This window comes from Treponema denticola (genome assembly GCF_024181605.1).
In the GTDB taxonomy this organism is placed as follows: Bacteria; Spirochaetota; Spirochaetia; order Treponematales; family Treponemataceae; genus Treponema_B; species Treponema_B denticola_B.
Genome location: NZ_CP054477.1, coordinates 240,818 through 264,789 on the forward strand (window position 1 = coordinate 240,818; position 23,972 = coordinate 264,789).

A 23,972-nucleotide genomic window follows, 5' to 3' on the forward strand; every position below is an offset into this window, starting at 1 on the left:
GATATGTAAATAGTCAATTGGAAATTTAAAAACTTTTGTCCTGAGTTTCGTCCTCTTGATAGTATTTTGCTTGTGCATTCCAAAGTTCATAGTACTTGCCGTTTATATCGGAAACGAGCTCATTATGATTTCCGTATTGAACAAGACTGCCTTCATCCATAACGGCAATTTTATCGCAGAATTTACAAGATGAAAGCCGGTGCGAAATATAGATTGCAGTATTTTTTGAAGTTATATTATCAAAATGAGAATAAATCTCTGCTTCCGAAATAGGATCGAGGGCTGCCGTCGGTTCATCCAAAATAAAGATTTTGCCTCCGTGATAAATTGCGCGTGCCATTGCAATTTTTTGAGCTTCTCCGCCGGAGGCTTCAATTCCGCCTATGTCAAAATTTTGATATAGATAGGCTTCACCTCCATGCTTTTTATAAAAAGCTTCCATGCCCGTTTTTAAAAGAGCATCGGCAACCATTTTTTCATCATAAGAACTTGATGCGGAAACATTTTCGCCTAATTTAAGCGATAATAATTTAAAGTCTTGAAATACAACCGAGAATGTATCTATGTACTCATCATAATCATATTCTTTTATGTTTACTCCGTTTAAAAGTATTTCTCCTTCAGTCGGCTCGTAGAGCCTTACAAGCAATTTTATAAGAGTAGTTTTTCCCGATCCGTTTTTACCGACCATTGCAAGTTTTTGACTTGAATCTATTTTTAGGTTTATATTTTTAAGGGCATATTTATCCCGATCGGGATATTTAAAACTTATATTTTTTAATTCAAACACAATGGGCTCGTCTTTTTTTATAGAAAGTTTTCCTGAGTATTTTTTTTCGTCTATATCGAGAAAGTTTAATAATTTTTCTCGGGACTTATCTGAAGCAACAAGGGTAGTTAATCCGTCCATGGCTTCAGATATTTGAGCCGAAAAAACGTTTATAGCTCCTATGAAAAAAAAGACTTCACTTAAGGCAATGGAACCGTAAACGGCTTTTAGACCTACAAATAAAAAAACTAAAAGCAAAAGAGAGCCTTCGAGGAGTTTAGCTGACCCTATAGTACGGGAAAAAAACTTTGCCATAAAATCATGGGTGCTTTTCTGCATTGCAAGATAGGTACCTGTGTATTTTTCGGCTAAGGCCTTATCATATAATCTAATATCCTTTCCCGTCCTATAATCATAAATTAAATTCATATAAGATTTTATATAACGGGCGCTTTTTTTGACTTCTCCCGAAATATGGTCTCCGAATTTTTTATAAATATATTTTGCCAAATAAAAAGAAATTATATTAAAGGCTATCAAAAGAATTAAAAAGGCTGAATTTATAAATGCTCCTGAAAGCCCCATAAATCCTTGGGAATTAAAAAGACCTATAAAAAAATACAAGGCTGCTCCTGCTCCTATAAATCCTCCTACAGAGGTTCCGGTTTTTCTCATAAAATCGCTGTGAGAAAAAACTATAAAGCGTTCAAATTGTTTGATTGAATTTAAATCGTTTTGAAATTCGTTTTGTTCGGTAAGTTCAAAATTTAATCTTAATACTTTAAGAGCTTTTTCCATAGTATGCTTTTTAGAAAAACATTTTAAATGGTACATAAAGCGTTTTTCCAATATTCCTGAAATTATCGATAAAAGCATAAATGCCGTTAAAAGAATAAGGGTCGATCTTAAAACTTCACTCAACAATCTTTGCGATGTTACTGCTTCAATGATTATCTTGGATAAATAGAGGAGACAGAAAGGCCGCAGGGCCTCTATTATATTAAAAAAGATGCTGCTCCACATTGAGCCCTTCTCTATTTTTTCAAAATAAAAAAACATTCTAAAAAATCTTTTAAGCCTCTTCATTTTCATCTCCTTTATTTTCTTTATAATACTTACTTTGAACATCATACATGTTTCTGTATGTTTTATTTTGATTCATAAGTTCATTATGAGTGCCTTCTTCTATTATTTTTCCGTGTTCCAGTAAAATAATTCTGTCACAAAATTTTGTAGATGCGAGTCTGTGCGAAATAAAAATAGAAGTCTTTTCTTTACTCATTGCATCATATTCTTCATATATTTTACTTTCCGCAATCGGGTCAAGGGCGGCCGTAGGTTCATCCAGAATATTTATTTTTGCATTTTTATAAAGAGCTCTGGCAAGCAGCATCCTTTGATTTTGTCCTCCCGATAAATCGATTGCTTCATCATTGCTTTCCTTTACTAAAATAGTTTGGCTGCCGTTTGGTAGACTTGAAACCATTTCATTTAAGCCGCTCGAAGTAATTGCATCTTTTAATTTTTCTTCATTTATATTTTCCGTTCCGGCAATATTGGCTGCAAAAGTTTCCGGAAAAATATTTATATCCTGAAATACCGGAGAAAATAAATTATAGTATTCCGTCTTTTTAAAGTCCGTGCTGTTTTTTCCGTCAATTAAAACGGAGCCCTCAGTGGGTTCTAAAAGTCCCATTAAAAGGTGCATAAGCGTTGTTTTTCCCGCTCCGTTGATACCGACAAGAGCTAACTTTTCTCCTGCATCAATTTTTAAATTAAAGTCTTTAAAAATCCATGCTGCGTTTTCCGAATATCTAAAGGAAAGATTTTTAAATTCGATTGAAGGTTTTTCGCTCGTATCATTTACGGTAAGCTCTCCGCCTGTTTTTTCATCGGGAGTGTTCAAAAAAATTCTTATTTGACTTAATTCGCTGTTAAATATAATGAGGTTACTTATCTGAAGAACAATAGCGTCCATCCATTTTGAGAATTCCATAACCAAGCCGATAAGAAAAACAAATTGAGAAACGGCAATGGTTCCTGCATTTAATTGATAAATTAAGTAAATATAGGCAAAAACATCTCTTATAAAAATCATTAAAGCATTTAGAATTTTTCCTCCTGCCTGTACATTCGATTCTGCTCTCAAAAATTTTTTTACTCGTCCGTGATAGTGTTCAAAGTTTTCGATCAGCCAATCTTTCATCTTATAAAGGCGGATGTCTTTTGCAAAGCGTCTGTCTTCCGCAGTTGTAAGGATGTAGCTCTCTTTTTTTTCGTCATCGCCGCGGTCTTCCATGTTTTTTTGTGTGTATTTTCCCGTATAGATTCCGTACAGTAAATTTACGGTTCCTGAAACCAAGACAATAAATAGAAGAATTAAGTCGATGCTTATAATACCTGAACTGAAGAAAAAAGCTCCTGCAATTGCGGTTAAAAGAAAGGATAAATTGAGCCCGAAAAAATGAAAGGGTCCGCCCGAGCTTCCCGTCATGACTATGTTTTTTACCTTGGTTATTTTTGTTTGCACTTCGGGAGAAATAAGGGTTTGATAGTTAAGCTCAAACATTTTTTTATTTACAGGTACCGAATAAATATGGAATAGAGGGCGGGAGCCTAGAGCCATCAGCTTTGTTTCAAGTACCTGTATGATAATTTTACAGGCTGTTATCAAAAGCCCTGCCGTCAATATGGAAAGTAAAATCGGCTTAGCTTCCGTTCCGGTTTCAATACCCAATATAATGGTTTTCGGGATAAGAATGGTTTGATAAATCATAAAAATACGGATAGGCACCGAAATAAGTATAAAGAAAATACCTGCCGGAAAGGTTTTTAACCAAACCCCTAAATAATAGAAGATATTGTTAAAAAGGTTTAATTTTGAATCGCTTTTTCCCATAATTTCCTCTCTAAAGTTAATATCTAAGCATGTAAGACAATTCTAACATATGATTAAAAATCGGTCAAGGGTTTTAATGTTTTATCTCAATAATTTATGTTGTAAATTTCTTTTTTTTCTGTTATACTTATTCTTATGACTACGATTAGAAAAATGCCCATAGGCGTTCAAAGTTTTGAAGATTTACGTTCAAAAGGTTTTATCTATATTGATAAAACGGAATTTATATGGCAATTGGTTGACAGCAGTAAGGTTCACTTTTTAAGCCGTCCGCGCCGCTTTGGGAAAAGCCTTTTGCTTTCCACTCTAAAAGCCTACTTCCTCGGTCAAAAAGAGCTCTTCAAAGGTTTAGCGATTGAGAAATTTGAAGAAGCCGAAAAAGAAAAACGTGAAATCTGGCAGGAATATCCGGTTTTGTACTTGGATTTTAATACGGGTATTTATGATACTAAGGAAGGTCTTTTAAATAGACTGACTTCTTTTTTGTGCGAATATGAAAAAATATATGGAAGTACAGGCCTTGACCTGCCCGACCGTTTTCAAAATTTAATAAAAGCCGCTTATGAAAAAACCGGCAAGCAGGCTGTTATTCTTATCGATGAATATGATAAGCCTCTTCTTCAAACGATGTGGAAGGATGAAGCATTAAACGAAACCTACCGCACAATCCTCAAAGGCTTTTTCGGAGTTATCAAAAGTGCAGACCAATACCTCCGCTTCGCCTTTTTGACCGGAGTCACAAAATTCAGTAAGGTGAGTATCTTCAGCGATTTAAACAACTTACGTGATTTAAGCCTATTGTCGGATTATTCTGCTGTCTGCGGTATCTCGCAAGAAGAGCTTGAAGCCGATTTTAAACCTGAGATTGCAGCCCTCGCAGAAAATAATAGCTTGACTTATGAGGAAACTCTTGCAAAGTTAAAGCAAAGATATGACGGCTACCTTTTTGCAAGAAAGGGAAGAGCAATATATAATCCTTTCAGCCTTTTAAATGTTTTTGCTTCCCGAGAATTTTCAAGCTACTGGTTTGCAACCGGCACACCGACCTTTTTGGTCGAGTACTTAAAAAAAGCTTATTATAATATTCCCGACCTTGACGGAAATGTAAAGATGAACGAGTCCGGTCTGGAAGCCTACCGAGCAGATGCAATAAATCCTTTGCCCATTCTGTTTCAATCGGGATATTTAACGATTAAAGATTATAACGATTTTTCAAGACTGTACCGCTTGGGCTTTCCGAATGATGAAGTGCGTTACGGCTTTTTGGATAACTTGTTGCCGGCTTACACACCGATAAGAACCGATAAAACAGGGCTTTCGATTTGGGAATTCTACGAGCAGATAGAAGCCGGAGATGTAGACGGTTTTATGCAAAAGATGAAGGGTATAATTTCAGGAATACCCTACGACAATTTAACCGAAAAAGATTTAGCCTTACGTGAACAAAACTATCAGACAGCGGTTTATCTTGTGTTCGCATTGATGAACCAGTTTGTGCATACGGAAGTTCATTGTGCAATCGGACGAGCCGACTGCATTGTAGAATTTCAAGATAAGGTTTATATCTTTGAATTTAAGCTTACCTCAAATGAAACGGCGGAAAATGCCGTAAAACAAATCAAAGAGAAAGGTTATGCAGACAAGTATTCGGGAAGCGGTAAAAAAATTATAGCTATCGGTTCAAGTTTTGATGAAGAAAAACGGACTATCAAAGATTGGAAGACTGAGATTAAATGAGGTAATGCCTTAACACTTTAATTTTAAGGAAAGCATATGGCAAAAAAGAAAACTGGAGACCTTGCACACCGCTGCAGCAAATGCGGTTACACTCAAGCCCGATGGCTCGGCCGATGTCCCGAATGCGGCGAATGGAATACTTTTGAAGAGGTTACAATCAATCAAGATTATTCCGCAGCCGAAAGGAGCATTGCAGAAAAATTTGTAAAAGAAGCTCATTCCGTTCCTCTTGATGCTATTGAAGCAAATGATGCCGTCCGCCTTTCTACGGGGATTGCAGAATTTGACAGGGTGTTGGGAGGAGGTGCCGTAAAGCGTTCGGCAATTTTGATCGGAGGAGAGCCGGGCATAGGAAAATCGACACTGCTCTTACAAGCCGCTTCGGCCTCTTCTTCGGGCTCCGTAAAAAAAGTTCTGTATGTTTCGGGAGAAGAATCGGGCGGGCAAATCCGTTCCCGTGCCGACAGGCTGAATCTTCCTTTAAAAAATATTGAACTTTTATGCACTTGCAGGTTGGAAGATGTAGAGAGGGTTTTAAACAAAGTAAATCCCGTTTTTGTTATAATCGATTCCATTCAAACTATGTACTCCGCAGATGCCGGAACCATTCCGGGAACTATAAATCAGTTAAAGCTATGTGCTCACGAGCTTGTATCTTGGGTTAAAGAAAGGGACAGCGTTTTGTTTTTAACTGCCCATGTAACAAAAGACGGAAACATAGCAGGGCCTAAGGTTCTCGAACACCTCGTGGACACGGTCATTTCTTTTGAGAGGACAGAAGACGATGTGCGTTTTTTGCGTGCCCTAAAAAACCGGTTCGGCTCGGTTGACGAGCTTGGAATTTTCTCGATGGATGAAAGCGGGTTAAAAGCCATAGATGATCCGTCTTCATTATTTATTACCAATCGGACAGGGGCTCTGCCTGCGGGTTCCGCTGCCGTTCCCGTCTGCGAGGGGAGCCGTGTTTTTATGGTAGAAATACAGGCCCTTACGGTTCCTGCTAAGGGCGCGGTTACAAGGGTCTTTTCGGACAAGATAGATTCCGCCCGCGTCAGCCGCATCGCCGCCGTTTTGGAAAAAAGAATAGGCTTACAATTTTCGGATCAAGATATTTATGTAAACGTTGCAGGAGGCATAAGGCTTAAAGAACCCGCCGCCGACCTCGCCATAGCACTTGCTCTTTATTCCGCTCGTGCAAATATACCTGCTCAAAAAGAAGGAGCCTACATTGGCGAGTTAAGCCTCGCAGGAGAAATCCGAAGCGTCAAAAAATTAAAGCAAAGAATCAAAACCGCCCAAAGCATGGGCTTTACAAAAGTCGTCTCGCCTTCTCCTTCCGATTCCGAAGCGGGAGATATAAACACATCACAGCTTTTTAAAGCGGAAGATTTAAGCTCGGCAATAAAGAAGGTGTTTGGGTAAATTTATGCATGAGCAGAATTTATCTTAATCTTGTTTCTTTAGATTTTTTTGAAAGTAAATAAATACAATATTGATTTATACTCATCCCCTCTTTTTTTGAGTTTTCACAAAGAGTTTTATGTAAAGTTTTAGACATTCTCAATTCCAGTTGAGTGGATGATGTATCTATATTTTCAGGTTCGTTAATTTTTATTCCTTCTTCAATAGCCGCAGAAATCCATGCTCTTTTGGCATCTTCGGAATTTAATACTGTCTCTGCAATACTTGATCCACAGGTTACACATCCGGGAAGTTCAGGATAAGAAGCGGCAAACCCTTTTTCATCGGTATCAGGAATGATTTCCAGTTTGTAAGGTAATTTCATGTATTCTTCTAAAGTTTTCATTCTGTTTTCTCCTGTGTTTTATTTAGCTGCTCTGATTCTATTATCTCTTTTACCATCTTAACATAGACTACTTTTATTCGTGCGGAGGGTTTAATACCCCGACGCTTGCGTCGTAACGAAGGGTATTAAAGCCGACTGCAACCTCCTTATGAGAACAACATACCCCGATGCTCTGCGTCGGGGTTGTTGATTGGTTCATGATTTGGTATTGTAATTGGGTTGCATCCGGGCTTTCTAAAAGTATGATGACTACTTCCAGTTTTAGGAGAACTCATAACATAACCATAACTCTCTAACACTTTTTTTAATTCTAAAAAACGCATATCTTTGTTTAGAGATGTTATTTTTCTAATGAGTTTATCCCACTGTCCCATAATTACATTATATATGCTTGTATATTTGATGTCAATATAAAATTTTACATTGTCAAAGGTAAGCCGTAAAACGGTTGATATTTGTGTGGAAACGTGTTACACTGTACCGTAATGATAGACAAATGCACCGCCGGCAGTTAAATTAAAAATTAACTTTGACAGGAGGAACCTATGATAAAGTTTAAAACAAACAAAAACAAGAAAGCAAAAGCCTTCACAGTTAAGGGAGCGGCGGCGCTCATCATAGCCGCGTTGGTGGCGCCTATAGCGCTATTTGGAATGACCGGCTGCCCGAATAATGCGGGCGGAGGCGGTTCGCCGCCCGATGTAGGTTCTTTTGAAGACACAGGCGACGGCTTTATAAAAATAACCCCTCCTGCAAAAGGCATTGTAGGCGTTGCCCCTAACTACGCCTTACCCGGAAGTGAAGCTTGGTGGAAAGGCGTATTTATTAAAGACCGTAAGGTAAAATTAAGCCCCTACAAGCTCGGCAAAACAGAGGTAACCTATAAACTGTGGAAAGAAGTTTACGACTGGGCGACTGGTCATGGATATACATTTGCCAATCCGGGAGTAAAAGGTAAAGACGGAAGCGGAACTGACGATGAGCCTGTAACGACTATAAGCTGGAGGGACTGCATTGTGTGGTGTAATGCGTATACTCAAATGAAGGCTGAAGGTAAAGCCGATACCGAATGCGTATACCGCAAAAAGGACGATCATACGGTTGTATTAAAAGACGCGACGGCAACAGCTGATTGTGATGCAGCGTATGCTGAGATGGGTAAAAAAGGCTTTAGACTTCCGACTGAAGCCGAGTGGGAATATGCGGCTCGCCGGCAGGGAAGCGATACAACAAATGCGGTGCAATACAGCGATGTGTACCTTACCAAATTAAACAGTGCAAGCGGAGCGAAAGCTGACTGGAATGATGCTGCGGAAACAGGAGCGGTTGCGTGGTATAGTGGTAATTCAGGAGGAAAAACTCATCCGGTCGGAGAAAGGAGAGCGAATGCACTCGGTTTACACGATATGAGCGGTAATGTCTGGGAATGGTGTTTTGATTGGTACGACGATATAGAGGCTAACACAGTTACCGATCCTCAGGGTGGTGCGTCGGGTTCTTACCGCGTCCTACGCGGCGGCAGTTGGTACTTCTACGCGCGCTACTGCACTGTAGGCGTACGGGGCTACTACAGTCCTGACTACTGGAGCTTCTATCTTGGCTTCCGCTTGGCTTGCCGGCCCTGAGTTCACACATTTTGCCGGAGAGGTACTCAAAATCGGACGTCCTTGTCCGATTTTGAGTTTCGAGTTTTGCCTTTCGGCAAAACATCGCAAGTAAATTTAGGAGGCTTTAATACTTATGAAATTATTGATTATTTCGGATGGGCATGGGGATCTTGAAAAACTAAAAAAAATAAAACCTGTTGCCGATGGGGTTGATGCCCTTATTTTCGGAGGGGACTTTGCTGCTTTTAAAAAGATTGAAACGGGGGCTCCTTTTTTAAACGAGCTTTTAAAGATTCATAAAAATATTTTTGCCGTGTTGGGGAATTGCGATGAACCTGAGTTTGAAAAAAAATTAAAAGATGCCGGTATTTCGATTACGGGCGAGGTAAAAAATTTTGAAGGGCTTATCTTTGCAGGTTCAGGGGGCGGAAGTAAATTTACAGGTACTACGCCATACGAAAGAACCGATGAAGAGCTTGTAAAAGATTTAACCGATGCCTTTGAAAAAGCAAATATTACCGAAGCCGGTAACTTGGTTTTGGTTTGTCATAATCCTCCGCATGGGGCCAGGGTCGATAAGGTTGCCCCCATGGTGCATGTGGGCTCAAAGGGTATCACTGCCTTTATCGAAAAGCATAAGCCTCTTTTGGTTGTGTCTGGGCATATTCACGAGTCCTTTGCGGTAGATAAAATCGGCGAAACCGTTTTGGTAAACCCCGGTGCCCTGATGGAAGGCCGCTATGCTCTTGCCGAGATTACAAAAAACGAAAAGGGCTTTGAAGTTTCGGTAGAATTAAAAACCTTGGATTAAGGCTTTTTGATTATAAGAAGGTGCCTTTCTTTTTTTAAAAAAGGAACATCAAGTTTTTCTATTTTATAATTTAGGCCTTCTTTTTTGATAAGCTCCGTCTCTTCGTTTATTTTTTCTTCCATGGCCTTGTATAAAAATAATTTACCCTTAGGCTTTGCAAGATTTAAAAGGGTGTTTAGAATGTGCTTATCCAAGGTGCGGAAGGCTCTGCAAGTTACAATGTCAAATTTATTTTGAGGGGCTTTTTCGGCTTCGCTTTCGATAATCTCGGTGTTATTTAATTGGAGAACAGCCTTGATGTTTTCTAAAAATGTGCATCGCTTTTGCATTCTTTCGATTAAAGAAAGTTTTACATCTAAATTGCCTAAAGAAATAAAGAGAGCTGCGAGGGGAATTCCGGGAAAGCCCGCTCCGGTTCCGGCATCGGCAATATAAAAAGACCCACTTGTAAGAAGAGCTTCATTAGTATTTTTGGTTTCGTTATAAAAAAAACGCCAAGCCGAAAGGGAATCTAAAACATGAGAGACGATTAATTCTTCATCGTCCTTAACCTTTACCAAGTTAAATGAGGCGTTAAACATTTTAAGCTCTCTCATATAAAGGTTTAAAAGTTTAGAAAGCTTATTATGAGCCTTTTCGTTTATGCCTAATTCTTTTAAGCCCTTTAGTAGAATACCATCTGATAAAATGCCCTTTGATAAAAGTTTATCGGTGTCCATTTCTTAAAGCCCGTTTCCTACATCATCTTGTTTATTATGTTTAATTTTTTTTCGGAATAAGGATGATAGCGGAGCTTGATGTCGATGAGGTTTGATTTTTTTAGGATGCTTTTTGCATTGCTGAAAACTTTAAAGCTTTCGTCTCCGTGGTACTTTCCTATGCCGCTAAAGCCGACTCCTCCGAAGGGAAGGTGATCGCTTGCCAAGTGGACTATCGTATCGTTGATACAGCCGCCCCCGAAAGAAACCTCATTTAAGAATTTCTTTTCTATATTTGAGTCGGTTGTAAAAAGATAAGAGGCTAGGGGCTTTTCGCGGGATTTAATCAGTTTAATTGCTTCCTCTATTGTCTTAAAACTTATTACGGGAAGGATTGGCCCGAAAATTTCTTCCTGCATTATTTTGGAATCAAAGGTGATATTATCCAAAACCGTGGGCTCAATAAATTTTCTGCTTTTTTCTCCATTGCCGCCCGTGATTATTTTTTCTCCTTCAATTAAACCCATGAGGCGGTCAAAATGTTTTTCGTTTACGATGTGGGGAAGGTGCATGTCCAAATAGGTTTCCGTGGGGAAAAATTCTTTTAAAGCTTCTTTTAATTCTTCGATAAATTTTTCTTTTACCTCATCTTGAATTAAAAGATAATCGGGGGCTACGCAGGTTTGTCCGGCGTTAAGGTATTTTCCGAAAGCTATTCGGCGGGCTGCAACTTTTAAGTTCGCCGATTTTTCGACTACGCAGGGAGACTTTCCGCCGAGCTCCAAGGTTACAGGGGTTACATATTTAGCCGCCGCTTCCATTACGAGTTTGCCGACAGTTGTTCCGCCCGTAAAAAAGATGTAGTCAAAACGCTGTTCCAAAAGTTTTGAGTTTTCTTCCCGCCCTCCGGTAATTACCGATATATATTCCGGCGGAAAGTTTTCGGAGATTATTTTTTTTATAACCTCCGATGTCGCAGGCGAATAATTTGAGGGTTTTACAACGGCACAATTTCCTGCAGCAATGGCGCCTACCAAGGGAGCGAGGGTTAAATTTAAAGGATAGTTCCATGGCGACATGATGAGCACGGTGCCGAAGGGCTCATACATTATTTTGCTTGAGCTTTTAAAATGAGCAATCGAGGTCGGAACCCTTTTAGGTTTAATCCATTTTTTTAAGTGCTTTATTGCAAATTTAAGTTCTCCGCGTACAATAGCAAATTCCGAAAAGAAGCCTTCCATTTCGGTTTTGTGTAAGTCGGAATAAAGGGCATTTAAAAGTTCTTTTTTGTTTTGGTTTAAGACTTCCTGTAATTTTAATAATTGAGAAATCCTAAACTCATAGCTTTTTGTTTTATTTGTTCCAAAAAAATCTCTGCAATTTTTTACGATTGTTTCTATATCTTGATTCATTATGTGCTCCGGCAATGTTTTGTCGAAGCATTATACATATAAACCGAATAAAATTCAAGGCTAAAATTTTAAGCTATTTTTCCGTTTTCGATTTTTATAACCCTGTCCGCCTCTTTTATTGTAGAAGGACGATGGGCAATCGTTATTATGGTTTTATTTTTGCGGATATTATTTAGGGCTTGCCGGAAGAGTGCTTCGCTTTCACTATCCAGATTGGAAACGGCTTCGTCCATCAGTAATATAGGAGAATTTTTTAAGACGGCACGTGCTATAGCAATTCTTTGTTTTTCTCCGCCTGAGAGCTGAACACCCCGCTCACCGACATTGGTATCGTAGCCTTGTTCCAGCCTTTTAATAAAGCCGTCAGCCATCGCAACCTTAGCAGCTTGTTTAATTTCTTCATCGCTTGCATCGGGACAGGCAAGGGAAATGTTTTCTTTTATGGTTTTGTTAAAGAGATAAACATCCTGCGGTACATAGGCGATTATATCCCTCAGGGAATTTTGGTGTATGTCTTTTATGTTTTTTCCGTCAATATAAATTGCTCCGCTGTCAGGTTCGTAAAAGTGCATAAGCAAATTTGCTATTGTAGATTTTCCCGCTCCAGATTCACCTGTAAGAGCAATGCTTTCACCGGCCTTAACCGTAAAATTAACTCCGTGTAAAACTTCGGTACCTTTTTCGTAAGAAAATTTTACGTCCTTAAATTCTATGTTTCCCTTAACCGAAGATTTGTTTTGCGGAATATATGGCACTCTGTCTTTAACGGCCGGTTCTTCTTCTAATATATCCAAAATTCTTTTTGCCGCTCCATTTGAAATATTCATAGCTCCTGCCGTAACCGAAACGCTCATTATAGGCACAAAGGCAAAAAGAGAAAATATTATAACAACCGAAACCATTTCAGGTTTTAACGAGCCTGCAATTACTTCCGAATGAGCGAGTAATATTGTTGAAATTAAAACTGCGGAGGTAATTAAGTTTATTACTAAACTGTGTAAGCCCTTAAATCTCCCATCCCGTATTTCTTTTTTATTTAAGCGTAAGGTATCGGCAGTAACTTTTTCAATGTATTTTTTTTCTTTGCCGAAAATTAAAATCTCACGTAAACCTTGAACCGTATCTACAGTTTCGGCATTTACCTCAGCCAAACCGTCGCATATCTCTTCTCCGATTTTTTTTGTAATAGGATTAAAAAAATACGGAACGGCTGCAACAAGAATACAGGCGGCAAAAACGGCTGCACTTATTTTAAATGAAAGAAAACTTAATGCAGTAAGATAAAGAACAGTGCAGACAAATGCAATTATGTAAGAGCCTGCGGTATGAGCATAAAAAACTTCAGTGGCTTCAACATCTTCGACAAACACGGAGGTAATACTTCCGCTTCTTTTTTTGCCTGTGGATTGCGGTGCCGTTTTGGAAATCGAATCATATAAAAGGTTTCTTATTTTTTCGATTACACCGTATGAGACCAAATGACATTCGTACATTTCCAAAAAAGCAAAAAGTCCTTTGCCGATAATAAAAATAATCAGCGGTATAAAAAGATAAAGTATTTTTCCTGTGCTCATTTTAAACAGAGCCGCTGAAGCTATATATGCGCCCGTTAAAACGGTGAGCAAAGCAAAAACACTGTTAAATATTCCGTAAATAATCGAAATGATAAATTCTTTTTTATAAAAGCTTATGTATTTAGACATTTTAATAAGCGGTTTATATTTTCCTTTAAACATATTAGTTTTCTCCTTGTTGCGCTTCTACAAGCTTTTTGTAGTATCCGTCTTTTAAAATAAGTTCTTTGTGAGAGCCTTCTTCTACGATTTCTCCTCTGAGCAAAACCAGAATCCTATCACTGTTTTCTATTGTGTTTAAACGGTGCGCAATCGTAATACTTGTTCTGTTTCTTAACAAGTGATTAAGACTTTGTTTAATTTCATTTTCATTTTCGGTATCCACGCTGGACGTAGCTTCATCAAGAACTACAATCGGTGAGTTTTTTAAAACGGCTCTTGCAATTGCAATTCTTTGTCTTTGCCCTCCCGAAAAGTTAAGCCCTCTTTCTCCGACTTTTGTATTGTAACCTTCCGGTAAACTTTGAATAAAGGAATGAATGTTTGCAGCCTTACACGCATCTATAAGCTTCTCCTCATCTGCATCTTCATTTGCATGTAAAAGATTTTCTTTTATTGTTCCGTTAAACAAATAGGTTTCTTGCGAAACTACCGTAATTAAACTGCGCAAAGATTTTAATGTCAAGTCTTTTATATCGATACCGTTGATATAAATACTTCCGCTTGTAGGCTCATAAAATCTTAACAATAAATTTACAATGGTAGTTTTTCCGCTTCCCGATTCTCCTGCAACTGCAAGTTTTTCATTTTTTGCAACAGTGAAATTTAAATTCTTAAAAACCGTATTCTTTTTTTCGCTGTAAGTGAATTCAATATTTTTATATTTTATTTCAAAACCATCCGCAGATTTTATGTCAATGGTTTTAGTCCCTTCATCTTTTATTTTTTCTTCTTCATCAAGTAAGGCAAAAATTCCGCCCATAGAGGTTATGCCCATAAAGCCTTGATGAAAGTATGCTGCTAATTCGTTTGCAGGTCTAAAAACTTCGTTGGTCATAAAAAGTAAAATAAGTAATGAGGATACGGGAATTATATGTGCAGAAGTTAATAGTGCTGCTACGGCAAGGGTAAAACTTGTACCGATACCGGAAGCAAAATTGGAAATACCTATTTCGGCTAGGTTTACTTTTAAGTTGCGCATAGTTTCAGAAAAAAGTGTTCTCATTTTTTCTTTTAATAATTTTCCGAGCCTTTCTTGTGCATTATATGCCTTTGCCGTTGTAATGCCTTGAATGCCGTCTAAAATTTCTGCAGTTAAATTTCTATAAGCCGTCCAATGTGCATTGGAAGATTCCGATAGTATCTTCCCGAAAGCAACGGGAGAAATCAATACGGCGATTAAGGCTGCCGTCGATATTATGCCTAAAACATAATGCAGCGAAAAAACATAAATGAGCATTGCACCGCATGCAATTACACACACAAGTATTTGTGGAATGTATAGCGTTAAATAACCCTCTAAATAGTCTACTCCGCTTACCATTGTTGAGCCTAATTTACCTGTTCTTTCATCATCTAAAAATGCAGGTCCCAGTTTTAACAGCTTATCGTAAATGCGGCGACGCAAAATGTTTTTTACTTTGCCGATAATTTTTTTGCCGTAAACCGAATTGTAATATATTAAAATAAGGCGGGATGCTATGACTGCCGATACGTATAAGATACTTTGTATTACCACGGATAATTCTTCTTTGGAATAAAGCTGTCCCACTATTTTACCCAGCAAGACGGCTTGAGCTACATAAGTTCCCGATACGGCAACACCCAATAGGGCTTTAAGCAAAATGCTGCATTTAATACCTTTTGTCAATTCGATAACTCTTCTGTTAAGCATCATAATTGTTTATCTCCACGTTCGTTTTATAAAGTTAGTATTAACTAACGATACTGATAACTTTATTATAATGGTATCGTCTTTTGTTTTTTCTTTCATATAAAATGAGTTTAATATTTTCTATTCAGCTTGTCTAGTCTTTTTTGTAAGTTTAGCTTAACTGCAAATTTACAAAAAAAACCTGCTAATGCCGTTTAAACATTAACAGGTTTTATCTAAAGTAGATTTTAATATTGTAATTTTTTATTAGAATTTAACCGATAGGGCAAACTTTATATTATGGACAACGAGTTTGTTTACAGTCTCCCAAAAGTTTTTACCGTCACCCTCAGTTAGGTCTGTACTAAAGGTCTTAAGCAAATGATCGACGATATCCCAGTTTGCATCAAATGTTACGTTTTCGGTTATTAACCAGGTGAAACCTGAAGATGCAGTAAACTTTCCGTCATTAGTATTGAATGTAAATGTGTTATCTTTATCGGTTTTTGTAACATTACCGTTTCCAGCATCACGTGTCTCTGTCTTGTTAAACACCCAGTTATTTGAGGGGACGTTAAAGCCTAAGCCGAAGTTAAGCTTAAACTTCGATACGGGGGCGTAGGTAAAAGCTGTTTTTAAGGCCGGTTTCAGGCTTAATGTTGTTTTATACTTCCTGGCTATATTATATGCTTTTGTATCGCCTCCGCTTGAGACAACTCTGCGAGTATAATTATACTCGTTATCAAAGTCAAATCCTATTCCTAAAGCGGCCTCGGCTTTAAAGGCAAATTTACCTTCCGGTTCATAGGCAATCTGATATTTAGGGGTAAGTGTAATTATATCCTTTAGTTCACCATATTTATAGTTTGTGGTTGTTACGCCTCCTAATACCTCTTCATCTCTTTTTGTAGGCCATATACCCCATCTGGTGTCCAGATCGGCCAGAACCGTATGGGTTAAACCGTCTTTTGACGAAAGATCATGGGAAAGTCCGGCATTTATAACAAGGTCGTATTTACTGCCATCTGTGAATTTTGTAAGCTTACTATCTTTCTTGGTTGTCTTCTTATCGATATCAGACTCAAGTCCTAACTTTGCAGAGATCTTAAAGAGCTTATTATTTAAGTTTAAATTCATACCTGCAATTAAATTAAAATCCAGCTTAAAAAGATTATCGGTTTGCTTTGTCTTTGTGGCCTCTGTCCATGTAACCTTGTTGTTGGCTTTAGGCTGATAAGACATATCCGTCATAACACCGATGTTTCCGAATCCGAAAAGCAGCTTGCCGTTAGACTTATGCTGAGTGGATGTTGATGTTTCCGTATTGCCACTCGTTTCTTTCTTACTTATCCAGCTGTTGACTTGACCTTCAAAGTAGGTACCTAAATAAAAGGCTTTAAATTGGTGGGCAAGACCTAGGTTTATCGAGCCTTTACCGTCCTTTCCGTAGCCTAAAAATCCGAAGATATTTTTAGGCTGTACATTTTGCCATTCATTTACATTCATAAAATCGTCAACATCAGTGCCGAAAAGCTCTTGGGTGCTGTGTGATGTCATTGATGTTTGAGCGAAAACCAATGATGCAGCCATTAAAAGAACTGCAAAAACAAATAATTTCTTTTGTATTTTCATGATATCTCCTCTTGTAAAATCTACTGATTATCAATTATCCTGTAAAATTTCATATTTGTCAATATGGATATGCTATTTTTTAGCTAAATTTACAATAATTTAAGAAATTTGCTTCCAATGCCACAAAGGTTTTGAAAGTTCCGATGAAAAGGTTTGTACGCGGTTAAAATTGGGGAGCCAGTCATCGGAGGCGACAAGCTCTTGGTAAAAGCCCTCGTCTATTTTTAAGCTTGAAAGAAGAGCTCTTAGGTTTTCGTCTTCTTCCGGTATTAGCATACGGTTTTCAAAGAGAGAATAGTTTTTTATGCCGGTCATTCTTTTAACCGGTGTGTATTGGGTCATCACCGAAATAAGAGCCCTGCCTCTTAAGTTTTTTGCAAACCATCTTAAGACTGCCCTTGAGTCCGCAATGCGGGAAGGGAGGGCAAGGTGGCGGACTATGACGCCTGAGTAAAGTTTTCCTAAAGGATATTTTTTTTTATTCTCCATACAGATTTTTAAGGGAGAAAGGCCGGCCATTTTTAGGATTGCCCTTGTTGCCGTTTCAGGATAATCGGGTGCATAAAAAACTTGAGAAGAAATTTGCGGGTTTAAGGTTTTTAAGTCGGGAAGCCAGCCGTCAACACAGTCCGAAAGGAGGCTTATAGCTTCTTCGGCTTCATAGGCAGAAGAATTCCAGACAACAGGAATCTTTAGGCCGCGGTGTTTTGCTTCTTTTAGGCCGAGGGCTATTGCTGGGATTGCATGGCTGCCTGTAACGATGTTTATGTTTTCGGCCCCTTCTTTTTCAAGAACAAAACACAAGTTTACGAATTCTTCAAGGCTTACAGCCCTTCCCATGCCTTCTTGGGATATCTGATAGTTTTGGCAAAAGGAACAGCGAAGGTTGCAGCCGGTAACAAAGATTGTGCCTGAACCTCCGGCTCCCGTGATTGGAGGCTCTTCTCCAAAGTGGAGGCCTGCCCATGCAAGGCGCAGCTCTCTTGTCTCGCGGCAAAAGCCTTTTTCTCCCTTATTGCGGTTTACCTTGCAATTTTTCGGGCAGAGAGTGCATGAGTCATATTCTTTAAAACTGAAATCTTTAAAAGAAAGCATTTATTAGGCGTCCGTTGGGCTGTTTTTTTACGGATTTTCTTATATTTTTTTGCGCTCGACAATTATCGTCATTATCGAGTTTAAAAGGTCCATATCCAAACTTTCAGCTTCGGAAGAAATAATTAGATTTATCTGCTCCCAGTCTTCTTGCGAAAAGTCCATGTCTTTTTCAAAATTGCCTGCAATAAGAGAAAATATTTGATAGAACCATTCGACCGCATCTTCTTTTTTTTGTCTGCCCTCCGAATAGGCCGAAAGCCAATAGTCGGCAAAATCGTTTGCCAAAACTTGAGCCTGCTTATCGTAAAGCGAAACCGCTTTGCAAAAGATTTCCGTCAGGCGGGCGTCAAAAGCTGCTGTGTCTCCGTCCTTATTTAGCTTTTCGGCAAGTTGGTTTGCATGCGACTTTTCTACAAGCCGGCTCGCATCCGAATAAAATTTTTCCATCGTATCCATAATATCTTCCTTACTATTAACTTTGCGATGTTTTTCATAAGTATTGAAATACTTATGAAAAACTCGTCGGTAATTGATAAAAATCTAATAGGATTTTTATCAATTACCTATTGCCTGCCTTTTTTGCTGAAGCCTTCAACTCGGGCGGAGGCTTCGACGGTAAAGGGCGTTCTGTCTCCGCGTTTTAGGTAATGGTAACCGAGTCCTGCAATCATCGCCGCATTATCCGTACAGAATTTAAGCGAGGGGAAGATGCACTTTAATTCCTTGTGCTCGGCAAGCTTTTCCCTCAACAAAGAATTGGCCGCAACTCCTCCGCCTGCTACTATCGTTTTTAAGCCCGTATCTATCGAAGCATCTAAAAGGGGCTTAAGCAAAATTTTTACAGCCCTTGTTTGGAATGCGGCTGCAATGTTCTCGGGTGTTTTTTCAAAGTCCTTATTCCAAAATTGGTCTATCTGATTTATAACGGCGGTTTTTAGTCCCGAATAGGAAACATCGTACTTATGCCCTTCCTTGTGGATTATAGGCATGGGGAAGTTGGCTGCCTTGGGATTTCCGTTTTTGGCGAGTTTGTCGATTACGGCTCCTCCCGGATATCCCAGATTATAAAACTTTGCAACCTTGTCAAAGGCTTCCCCCGGAGCATCGTCGATTGTGGTACCTAGGACTTCGATGTCATCAAAGTTATTTACCTTGCAGATAATCGAGTGCCCGCCTGAAACTAAAAGCCCCAGATATGGGTAGGGGATATCATTTTCCAGATGGCTTGCATATAGATGTCCCAGCATGTGATTTACGGCAATAAAGGGCTTATTTGAAGCCCATGCAAGGGTTTTTGCAAAGGTAAGCCCCACTAAAAGGGAACCCATGAGACCCGGCCTTCCGGTGGCGGCGATGCCGTCTATTTCTTCGAGGCTCAGACCTGCTTCGGCTAAGGCCTGTTTAACAACGGGCAAAATCCATTCGGTATGTTTTCGGCTTGCTATTTCGGGAACGACACCGTTATACATTTTATGAAAAGGAATTTGTGTTGCAACAATATTGCTTAAAATTTTATTTCCGTCCTCGACGACTGCCGCCGCAGTTTCATCGCAAGAACTTTCTATTCCTAATATCTTCATTTATTTCCCTTTTGATTTTGAAATTGTGGAAAATGTATATCCTTCTTGAGTTAAATCGGAGTACATTTCTTTTAGAAGAATTGCAAGATCTACGGTAAATACATGGCCTATCATAATCGCTTCACCTCTTTGCGAGGCAATTTCCAAGCCGTCTATAATTTGTTTTTTCATATATGCCTTATCCCGTTTATTATCAAGGAATACGGCTCTTTCCCAAATGCTCATATTCAGTTTTTTTGCAACTTGAGGAACAACACTTTTTGAGCTGGTGCGGGAATCTAAAAAGTATATGTTTTTTTCTCTGCACAATTCAAGCACTGCTTCCATAGCTTCTTCGTCGGATGTGATAAGAGAGCCCTCGTGGTTATTCATTCCGGCTATGGGCCCGATTTCTTCTACATTTGAAGCTACGATTTTTTTTATCTCTTCACGGCTCATGCCGGGTTTAACGGCTCCTTCTCCCGGATTTATATTTTGGTTTACAGCCTGCATCGGCTGATGAAGGATGAGTTCCTTACCGGCCGCTCTTATTCTTCTTGCCGTTTCCCTTGAATTAGGCAGCTTAGGCAAAACGGCTATGGTACAGGGAAAGGGTAAATCTAAAAAATACTGTAACTGTTCTAAGTTGTGTCCCGCATCGTCAAACACAAAAATAAGCTTTCCTTTTGAAGGAAGCTCAGGCAGGTCCTGAATAGGGTAGCTCGAAGCGTCAGGCTCTTGTTCTTGAGGTTTAGGCTTGTCCGTAATTATAGGACTTTCAGGCTTTTTTGCCTTGTTTTCTTTGTTCGGTTTTTCAATTTCTTTAGGCAGATTTTTTGCGGTCTGCGTTTCAGTTTCCTTAGTTTTTTCGGTATGCTTATCTTTAGCCTTGCTTTCTATAGGAGGCTTTTCGGCAATTTTAGGCTTTTCTTCTTTTATTTTTTCTTGTTCCTTGGCAATTTGAGTTTTATTCGCTGTTTCATCTTTATTTTTTACCGAAGGAATTATAAACAAAAATACGGCGAGCATTATTACACTTACCGCTAAAAAACCGGCTATAGCTCCGGTATAGTTAATTTTTGACTTTTTTCTTCTCTTTCTTCCGGTTTTTTTTGCCGGCTTAGTTGTTTTTCCTGTTTTGGTACTCTTTTTTGCCATAGGCATAAAAGATAAGCATTAAGGGGGCTTTTGTCAATCGGGGAGAATTTGAGACAGATTCGCTCTACTTTTTATAATATTTTTTTACCATTTCAAAAAGCTGTTTTTTGTTAAAGGGCTTTTTTATTATATCGTTTAATCCCATAGATTCGCATAATTTTCGTTCGTTGTCTTGAGAACCGGCGGTACAGGCAATAATGGGTTTTGAATATCCCTTTTCTCTCAAAATTTGTGTAGCTTCGTATCCGTTTATACCGGGCATCTGTATGTCCATAAATATAATATCAAATTCTTCTTTTGATGCCTCTTTAATGGCATTTTCTCCGTCATTTGCCGTGTTTACAGTACAGTTAGCTTTTTCCAAAATAATCTTTAATAATTTTTGGTTTACAGGATGATCGTCTACAACCAAAACTTTACAGCCGAAAAAGTTATCTTCATCGGAAGTATGTACATTTCCATTTTGTTGACTTTGGGTTCCTGCTTCAACCGGCTCAAGTTCGGAAACATCGTCATTTTCTGAAGATGATGCGAATTTTCGATAGAGATCGTTAATCAGATGAAAGACTATTCTTGATTTTAAAGGTTTATAGAGATAGCCGTCAAACCACTCTAAAAGTTTCATCTTTGCATCTCTTCCAAGACTACCTTCCGGAATCATCAAAAATAGTTTTGAGGCTGCAAGAGTATCATCATTGTGAATTTCGGCTCCAAGGCGCCATCCGTCCATCTTAGGCATAACCATATCTATGAAGACTACATTAAAGGGGCTTTTATGCTCGGCCGCAGTTTTCATAATTTCGATTGCCTGCTCTCCGGAGCTGACCAAGGCTATGTCTTCAAAACCGAATTTTAAAAGCATTCGCTTTAAAATAGTTCTGGTTTGCATATTATCGTCAACGATTAAAAATCTGGTACTCTTGTCCAATAAGGTACTTTCATGAGGTGCTTTTTTCTTTGAAGGAACTAAGGGAATCTTAAACCAAAAAACGGAGCCTTTTGGAATATTGTCTTTTATTCCTATTTGTCCCTTCATCATAGTTACAATATTTTTAGAAATTGCCAGGCCTAGGCCTGTTCCTCCGTATTTTCTGTTTATTGCAGCATTCCCCTGATAAAAGGACTTGAATATTTTTGATTTTTGTTCGTTATTGACTCCTATTCCCGTATCTGAAACTTCAAAAAGAATGGAAAATCGTTTTTCAGTATCGGTACTGTTTGGTTTGCTTTCAAGAACCACCTTTACCGAAACCGAAACATAGCCTGTTTCGGTAAACTTAACTGCATTTTTTACAAAGTTTAAAAGAACCTGTTGCAGCCTTGCCGGATCCCCATATATAAAGTCGGGAATTTTATCGCTTATGTCTACAACAATTTCCAATCCTTTTTTATGAGCTTCCATCGAAATTAAATCTACGGTCTGCTCAACTGAATCGGTCAGGTTAAAAACCGTTCTTTCCATTGTCATATTTCCGCTTTCGAGTTTTGAAAAATCCAAAACGTCGTTTACAAGTGCAAGCAAAACTTCGGCGCTAAAATTGACTTGGCGGGTGTATTCGCTCTGTTCTTCATCCAAGTTTGTATCTTTTATAAGCTCCATCATGCCTATTATTGTTTGGATAGGAGTCCTTATTTCATGGCTTACATTGGCCAAAAAAAGGCTCCTCATGCTGTTTGCTTTTTCTGCATCCTGTTTTGCAATTATCAAAAACTGTTCTTTTAGTTTTTGTTTGGTAATGTCGTCGATGGTTACAAAAAAAGTACCGTCATTTTGCCGAGTAAAGCTGCATTTTAAAGTAGTTTTACTCGAAAGGCTTGAGGGTTTATCGAATTTGGCTTCAAAAGTTGCCGTTTTGGGATTGTTTTTCATAAATATGGAGAGTCTGATATACTCCTCTTCAGATAAAACTTTTTTTAAATAATCGTATATTTGTACTTTTGTATTTTTAATCAAGTATTCCGGTAAAAGTCTTTCCGCCGCAGGACTCCAAAACAGAGGAATATAGTCAGACGAAAAGATTATGTATGCTACATTTGATGAGTTTAAGTATTTTCCCAGTTTAAAATTTGAAATATTTTTATTAAAGAGAGGCACCCAGAACTTCCTCCATTTTGCGTAAAACAGTTTCTTTCTTTATAGGTTTTAATATGTATCGTTTAGCTCCTTTTTCCAGGGCTTTGATAACGGTGTCCCTTTGAGTGACAGAAGAAAGGATAACAAACGGAGTTGTGATACCCTTCGTTTTTGCTCCTTTTAAAACGTCTATTCCGCTCATGCCGGGCATAATCATATCAAGGAATACAACATCGTAAACGTCATTTTTTATCTTATTTAAAAAATCTTCCCCGTTTTCAAAAAGCTCTACTTCAGCATTTAAGCCCGAAAAAATAGCGGTCATCATTTTGCGTATCACTAAATCATCATCCACTACAGCTATAGATAGTTTTTCGGCCGTGTCCAGTTTAAAACGTGTTTCAAGATTGCTTGTGTTTTCATTGCGTTCATTATCGGCATTCAGCATTGTTTGAGCTACGGCTCTCTTATCTTCGGTTGTTTGTAAAAGAGCGGAAAGGGCCTGTCCAAGGTTTTCTACAACTTCAATCATATTATAGTCGGGGTTCTGCGAAAAGAAGTCCTTTACAAATTGATTGAGGGTGAGAAGTTTTACATTTTTGGGAGACACTACTTTTACGGCTAGTATGTTATCTATCAAATATTCCAAGTTAGTTGTATCGGCATAGGTTAAATTTAAGTCGGTCAATATAATTAAAATTTTAGCTTCGACAAGTTTATAAGACTCGATGAGTTCTATAATTCTAAATTGAAGAAGTTCAAGTTTATCTCTGTTTAAACCTTGTGCCAATTCTATAAATATAACATCTTCATTTACCCGTGTTTCCAAAATACAGGGGGTGGGATCTATGGGAAATGTCGTCTCTAAAATTATGCCTATTGTGGATAAAAGTTCATCAACTTTTACAGGCTTTGAAATTACTTTTTTTACTCCGTATGAGACCAACAGACTTATGTCGACTTTGGCTATTTTTCTTCCCAATACTATTGAAGGAATTGGGGCAAAGGTCGGTGTTTTTTGTTTTTCGGCAAAGAAATTAAATAAGGCATCTCTACTAAAACTATAGTCTATTATTATGAGCATCACAGGCTGCTGCTTCATAATATTAATGGCTTCTATAACTGTTTCGGCATAAATTACATAAATGCCTACATCTTGTAATTTTTTTGTAATATAATAGCGTAAAGTAGGGGCTATCCCTATCAATAAAACTTGTTTCATGTTATTATTATATCATATTGGAATAATATTATCTAGTTGGTACAA

At 38.3% G+C, this 23,972-nt stretch carries 19 protein-coding genes; 4 read left to right on the top strand and 15 right to left on the bottom strand.

The window, feature by feature from the left end; genetic code table 11:
• Nucleotides 1-25 precede the first annotated feature (25 nt).
• Nucleotides 26-1,855, bottom strand: coding sequence for an ATP-binding cassette domain-containing protein (locus tag E4N80_RS01045; RefSeq protein ID WP_253699745.1), 1,830 nt, complete (start codon nucleotides 1,853-1,855; stop codon nucleotides 26-28).
• Nucleotides 1,842-3,668, bottom strand: coding sequence for an ABC transporter ATP-binding protein (locus E4N80_RS01050; protein ID WP_253699746.1), 1,827 nt, complete (start codon nucleotides 3,666-3,668; stop codon nucleotides 1,842-1,844). The genes E4N80_RS01045 and E4N80_RS01050 overlap by 14 nt, the downstream gene beginning before the upstream one ends.
• A 135-nt stretch (nucleotides 3,669-3,803) precedes the next feature.
• On the opposite strand from E4N80_RS01050, the gene E4N80_RS01055 reads away from it, so the two are divergent.
• The gene (locus E4N80_RS01055; RefSeq protein WP_253699747.1) at nucleotides 3,804-5,405 is read left to right on the top strand and encodes an ATP-binding protein; all 1,602 of its coding nucleotides are present in this window, start codon (nucleotides 3,804-3,806) and stop codon (nucleotides 5,403-5,405) included.
• Between the two features lie 36 nt (nucleotides 5,406-5,441).
• Nucleotides 5,442-6,827 carry a DNA repair protein RadA gene (gene radA / locus E4N80_RS01060; RefSeq protein ID WP_253699748.1) on the top strand — a complete coding sequence of 462 codons (1,386 nt, stop codon included), beginning with the start codon at nucleotides 5,442-5,444 and terminating at the stop codon, nucleotides 6,825-6,827.
• A gap of 19 nt (nucleotides 6,828-6,846) precedes the next feature.
• Here radA and E4N80_RS01065 read toward each other — a convergent pair whose 3' ends face one another.
• On the bottom strand, nucleotides 6,847-7,212 hold the full coding sequence (locus E4N80_RS01065; RefSeq protein WP_253699749.1) for a type II toxin-antitoxin system HicB family antitoxin: 366 nt from the start codon (nucleotides 7,210-7,212) through the stop codon (nucleotides 6,847-6,849).
• A gap of 146 nt (nucleotides 7,213-7,358) precedes the next feature.
• Nucleotides 7,359-7,586, bottom strand: coding sequence for a type II toxin-antitoxin system HicA family toxin (locus E4N80_RS01070; protein WP_253699750.1), 228 nt, complete (start codon nucleotides 7,584-7,586; stop codon nucleotides 7,359-7,361).
• A 171-nt stretch (nucleotides 7,587-7,757) separates the two neighbouring features.
• On the opposite strand from E4N80_RS01070, the gene E4N80_RS01075 reads away from it, so the two are divergent.
• Nucleotides 7,758-8,837, top strand: a complete 1,080-nt coding sequence (locus tag E4N80_RS01075) for a formylglycine-generating enzyme family protein (protein ID WP_253699751.1) — start codon at nucleotides 7,758-7,760, stop codon at nucleotides 8,835-8,837.
• A 115-nt stretch (nucleotides 8,838-8,952) separates the two neighbouring features.
• Nucleotides 8,953-9,630 carry a metallophosphoesterase family protein gene (locus tag E4N80_RS01080; RefSeq protein ID WP_253699752.1) on the top strand — a complete coding sequence of 226 codons (678 nt, stop codon included), beginning with the start codon at nucleotides 8,953-8,955 and terminating at the stop codon, nucleotides 9,628-9,630.
• Here the strand turns inward: E4N80_RS01080 and rsmG are convergent.
• From rsmG to E4N80_RS01135, 11 genes are all read right to left on the bottom strand, one after another.
• Nucleotides 9,627-10,349 carry a 16S rRNA (guanine(527)-N(7))-methyltransferase RsmG gene (gene rsmG, locus E4N80_RS01085; protein ID WP_253699753.1) on the bottom strand — a complete coding sequence of 241 codons (723 nt, stop codon included), beginning with the start codon at nucleotides 10,347-10,349 and terminating at the stop codon, nucleotides 9,627-9,629. The genes E4N80_RS01080 and rsmG overlap by 4 nt on opposite strands.
• Nucleotides 10,350-10,366: 17 nt before the next feature.
• Complete coding sequence (locus E4N80_RS01090) at nucleotides 10,367-11,740, bottom strand: aldehyde dehydrogenase (protein WP_253699754.1); 1,374 nt, start codon at nucleotides 11,738-11,740, stop codon at nucleotides 10,367-10,369.
• Nucleotides 11,741-11,808: 68 nt separating this feature from the next.
• On the bottom strand, nucleotides 11,809-13,476 hold the full coding sequence (locus E4N80_RS01095) for an ABC transporter ATP-binding protein (protein WP_253699755.1): 1,668 nt from the start codon (nucleotides 13,474-13,476) through the stop codon (nucleotides 11,809-11,811).
• A gap of 1 nt (nucleotide 13,477) precedes the next feature.
• Nucleotides 13,478-15,211: an ABC transporter ATP-binding protein gene (locus E4N80_RS01100; protein ID WP_253699756.1), complete on the bottom strand. Its 1,734-nt coding sequence runs from the start codon at nucleotides 15,209-15,211 to the stop codon at nucleotides 13,478-13,480.
• A 243-nt stretch (nucleotides 15,212-15,454) separates the two neighbouring features.
• Nucleotides 15,455-16,819: a TDE2508 family outer membrane beta-barrel protein gene (locus tag E4N80_RS01105; protein WP_253699757.1), complete on the bottom strand. Its 1,365-nt coding sequence runs from the start codon at nucleotides 16,817-16,819 to the stop codon at nucleotides 15,455-15,457.
• 99 nt (nucleotides 16,820-16,918) lie between these two features.
• Nucleotides 16,919-17,914 carry a radical SAM protein gene (locus E4N80_RS01110; protein WP_253699758.1) on the bottom strand — a complete coding sequence of 332 codons (996 nt, stop codon included), beginning with the start codon at nucleotides 17,912-17,914 and terminating at the stop codon, nucleotides 16,919-16,921.
• A gap of 39 nt (nucleotides 17,915-17,953) precedes the next feature.
• On the bottom strand, nucleotides 17,954-18,370 hold the full coding sequence (locus E4N80_RS01115) for a hypothetical protein (protein WP_253699759.1): 417 nt from the start codon (nucleotides 18,368-18,370) through the stop codon (nucleotides 17,954-17,956).
• A 107-nt stretch (nucleotides 18,371-18,477) separates the two neighbouring features.
• Nucleotides 18,478-19,494 carry a tRNA (adenosine(37)-N6)-threonylcarbamoyltransferase complex transferase subunit TsaD gene (gene tsaD, locus E4N80_RS01120; RefSeq protein ID WP_253699760.1) on the bottom strand — a complete coding sequence of 339 codons (1,017 nt, stop codon included), beginning with the start codon at nucleotides 19,492-19,494 and terminating at the stop codon, nucleotides 18,478-18,480.
• Nucleotides 19,495-20,631, bottom strand: coding sequence for a divergent polysaccharide deacetylase family protein (locus E4N80_RS01125; RefSeq protein WP_253699761.1), 1,137 nt, complete (start codon nucleotides 20,629-20,631; stop codon nucleotides 19,495-19,497).
• A 64-nt stretch (nucleotides 20,632-20,695) separates the two neighbouring features.
• Nucleotides 20,696-22,726 carry a response regulator gene (locus E4N80_RS01130; protein WP_253699762.1) on the bottom strand — a complete coding sequence of 677 codons (2,031 nt, stop codon included), beginning with the start codon at nucleotides 22,724-22,726 and terminating at the stop codon, nucleotides 20,696-20,698.
• Nucleotides 22,713-23,927 (bottom strand): response regulator, encoded by a 1,215-nt coding sequence (locus E4N80_RS01135; RefSeq protein ID WP_253699764.1) that lies wholly within the window; start codon nucleotides 23,925-23,927, stop codon nucleotides 22,713-22,715. The genes E4N80_RS01130 and E4N80_RS01135 overlap by 14 nt, the downstream gene beginning before the upstream one ends.
• Nucleotides 23,928-23,972: the final 45 nt, after the last annotated feature.

Coding starts and splice junctions, on each gene's coding strand:
- E4N80_RS01045 (WP_253699745.1), bottom strand. CDS start 1,855: ATGAAGAGGCTTAAAAGATTTTTTAGAATGTTTTTTTATTTTGAAAAA.
- E4N80_RS01050 (WP_253699746.1), bottom strand. CDS start 3,668: ATGGGAAAAAGCGATTCAAAATTAAACCTTTTTAACAATATCTTCTAT.
- E4N80_RS01055 (WP_253699747.1), top strand. CDS start 3,804: ATGACTACGATTAGAAAAATGCCCATAGGCGTTCAAAGTTTTGAAGAT.
- radA (WP_253699748.1), top strand. CDS start 5,442: ATGGCAAAAAAGAAAACTGGAGACCTTGCACACCGCTGCAGCAAATGC.
- E4N80_RS01065 (WP_253699749.1), bottom strand. CDS start 7,212: ATGAAAACTTTAGAAGAATACATGAAATTACCTTACAAACTGGAAATC.
- E4N80_RS01070 (WP_253699750.1), bottom strand. CDS start 7,586: ATGGGACAGTGGGATAAACTCATTAGAAAAATAACATCTCTAAACAAA.
- E4N80_RS01075 (WP_253699751.1), top strand. CDS start 7,758: ATGATAAAGTTTAAAACAAACAAAAACAAGAAAGCAAAAGCCTTCACA.
- E4N80_RS01080 (WP_253699752.1), top strand. CDS start 8,953: ATGAAATTATTGATTATTTCGGATGGGCATGGGGATCTTGAAAAACTA.
- rsmG (WP_253699753.1), bottom strand. CDS start 10,349: ATGGACACCGATAAACTTTTATCAAAGGGCATTTTATCAGATGGTATT.
- E4N80_RS01090 (WP_253699754.1), bottom strand. CDS start 11,740: ATGAATCAAGATATAGAAACAATCGTAAAAAATTGCAGAGATTTTTTT.
- E4N80_RS01095 (WP_253699755.1), bottom strand. CDS start 13,476: ATGTTTAAAGGAAAATATAAACCGCTTATTAAAATGTCTAAATACATA.
- E4N80_RS01100 (WP_253699756.1), bottom strand. CDS start 15,211: ATGATGCTTAACAGAAGAGTTATCGAATTGACAAAAGGTATTAAATGC.
- E4N80_RS01105 (WP_253699757.1), bottom strand. CDS start 16,819: ATGAAAATACAAAAGAAATTATTTGTTTTTGCAGTTCTTTTAATGGCT.
- E4N80_RS01110 (WP_253699758.1), bottom strand. CDS start 17,914: ATGCTTTCTTTTAAAGATTTCAGTTTTAAAGAATATGACTCATGCACT.
- E4N80_RS01115 (WP_253699759.1), bottom strand. CDS start 18,370: ATGGATACGATGGAAAAATTTTATTCGGATGCGAGCCGGCTTGTAGAA.
- tsaD (WP_253699760.1), bottom strand. CDS start 19,494: ATGAAGATATTAGGAATAGAAAGTTCTTGCGATGAAACTGCGGCGGCA.
- E4N80_RS01125 (WP_253699761.1), bottom strand. CDS start 20,631: ATGGCAAAAAAGAGTACCAAAACAGGAAAAACAACTAAGCCGGCAAAA.
- E4N80_RS01135 (WP_253699764.1), bottom strand. CDS start 23,927: ATGAAACAAGTTTTATTGATAGGGATAGCCCCTACTTTACGCTATTAT.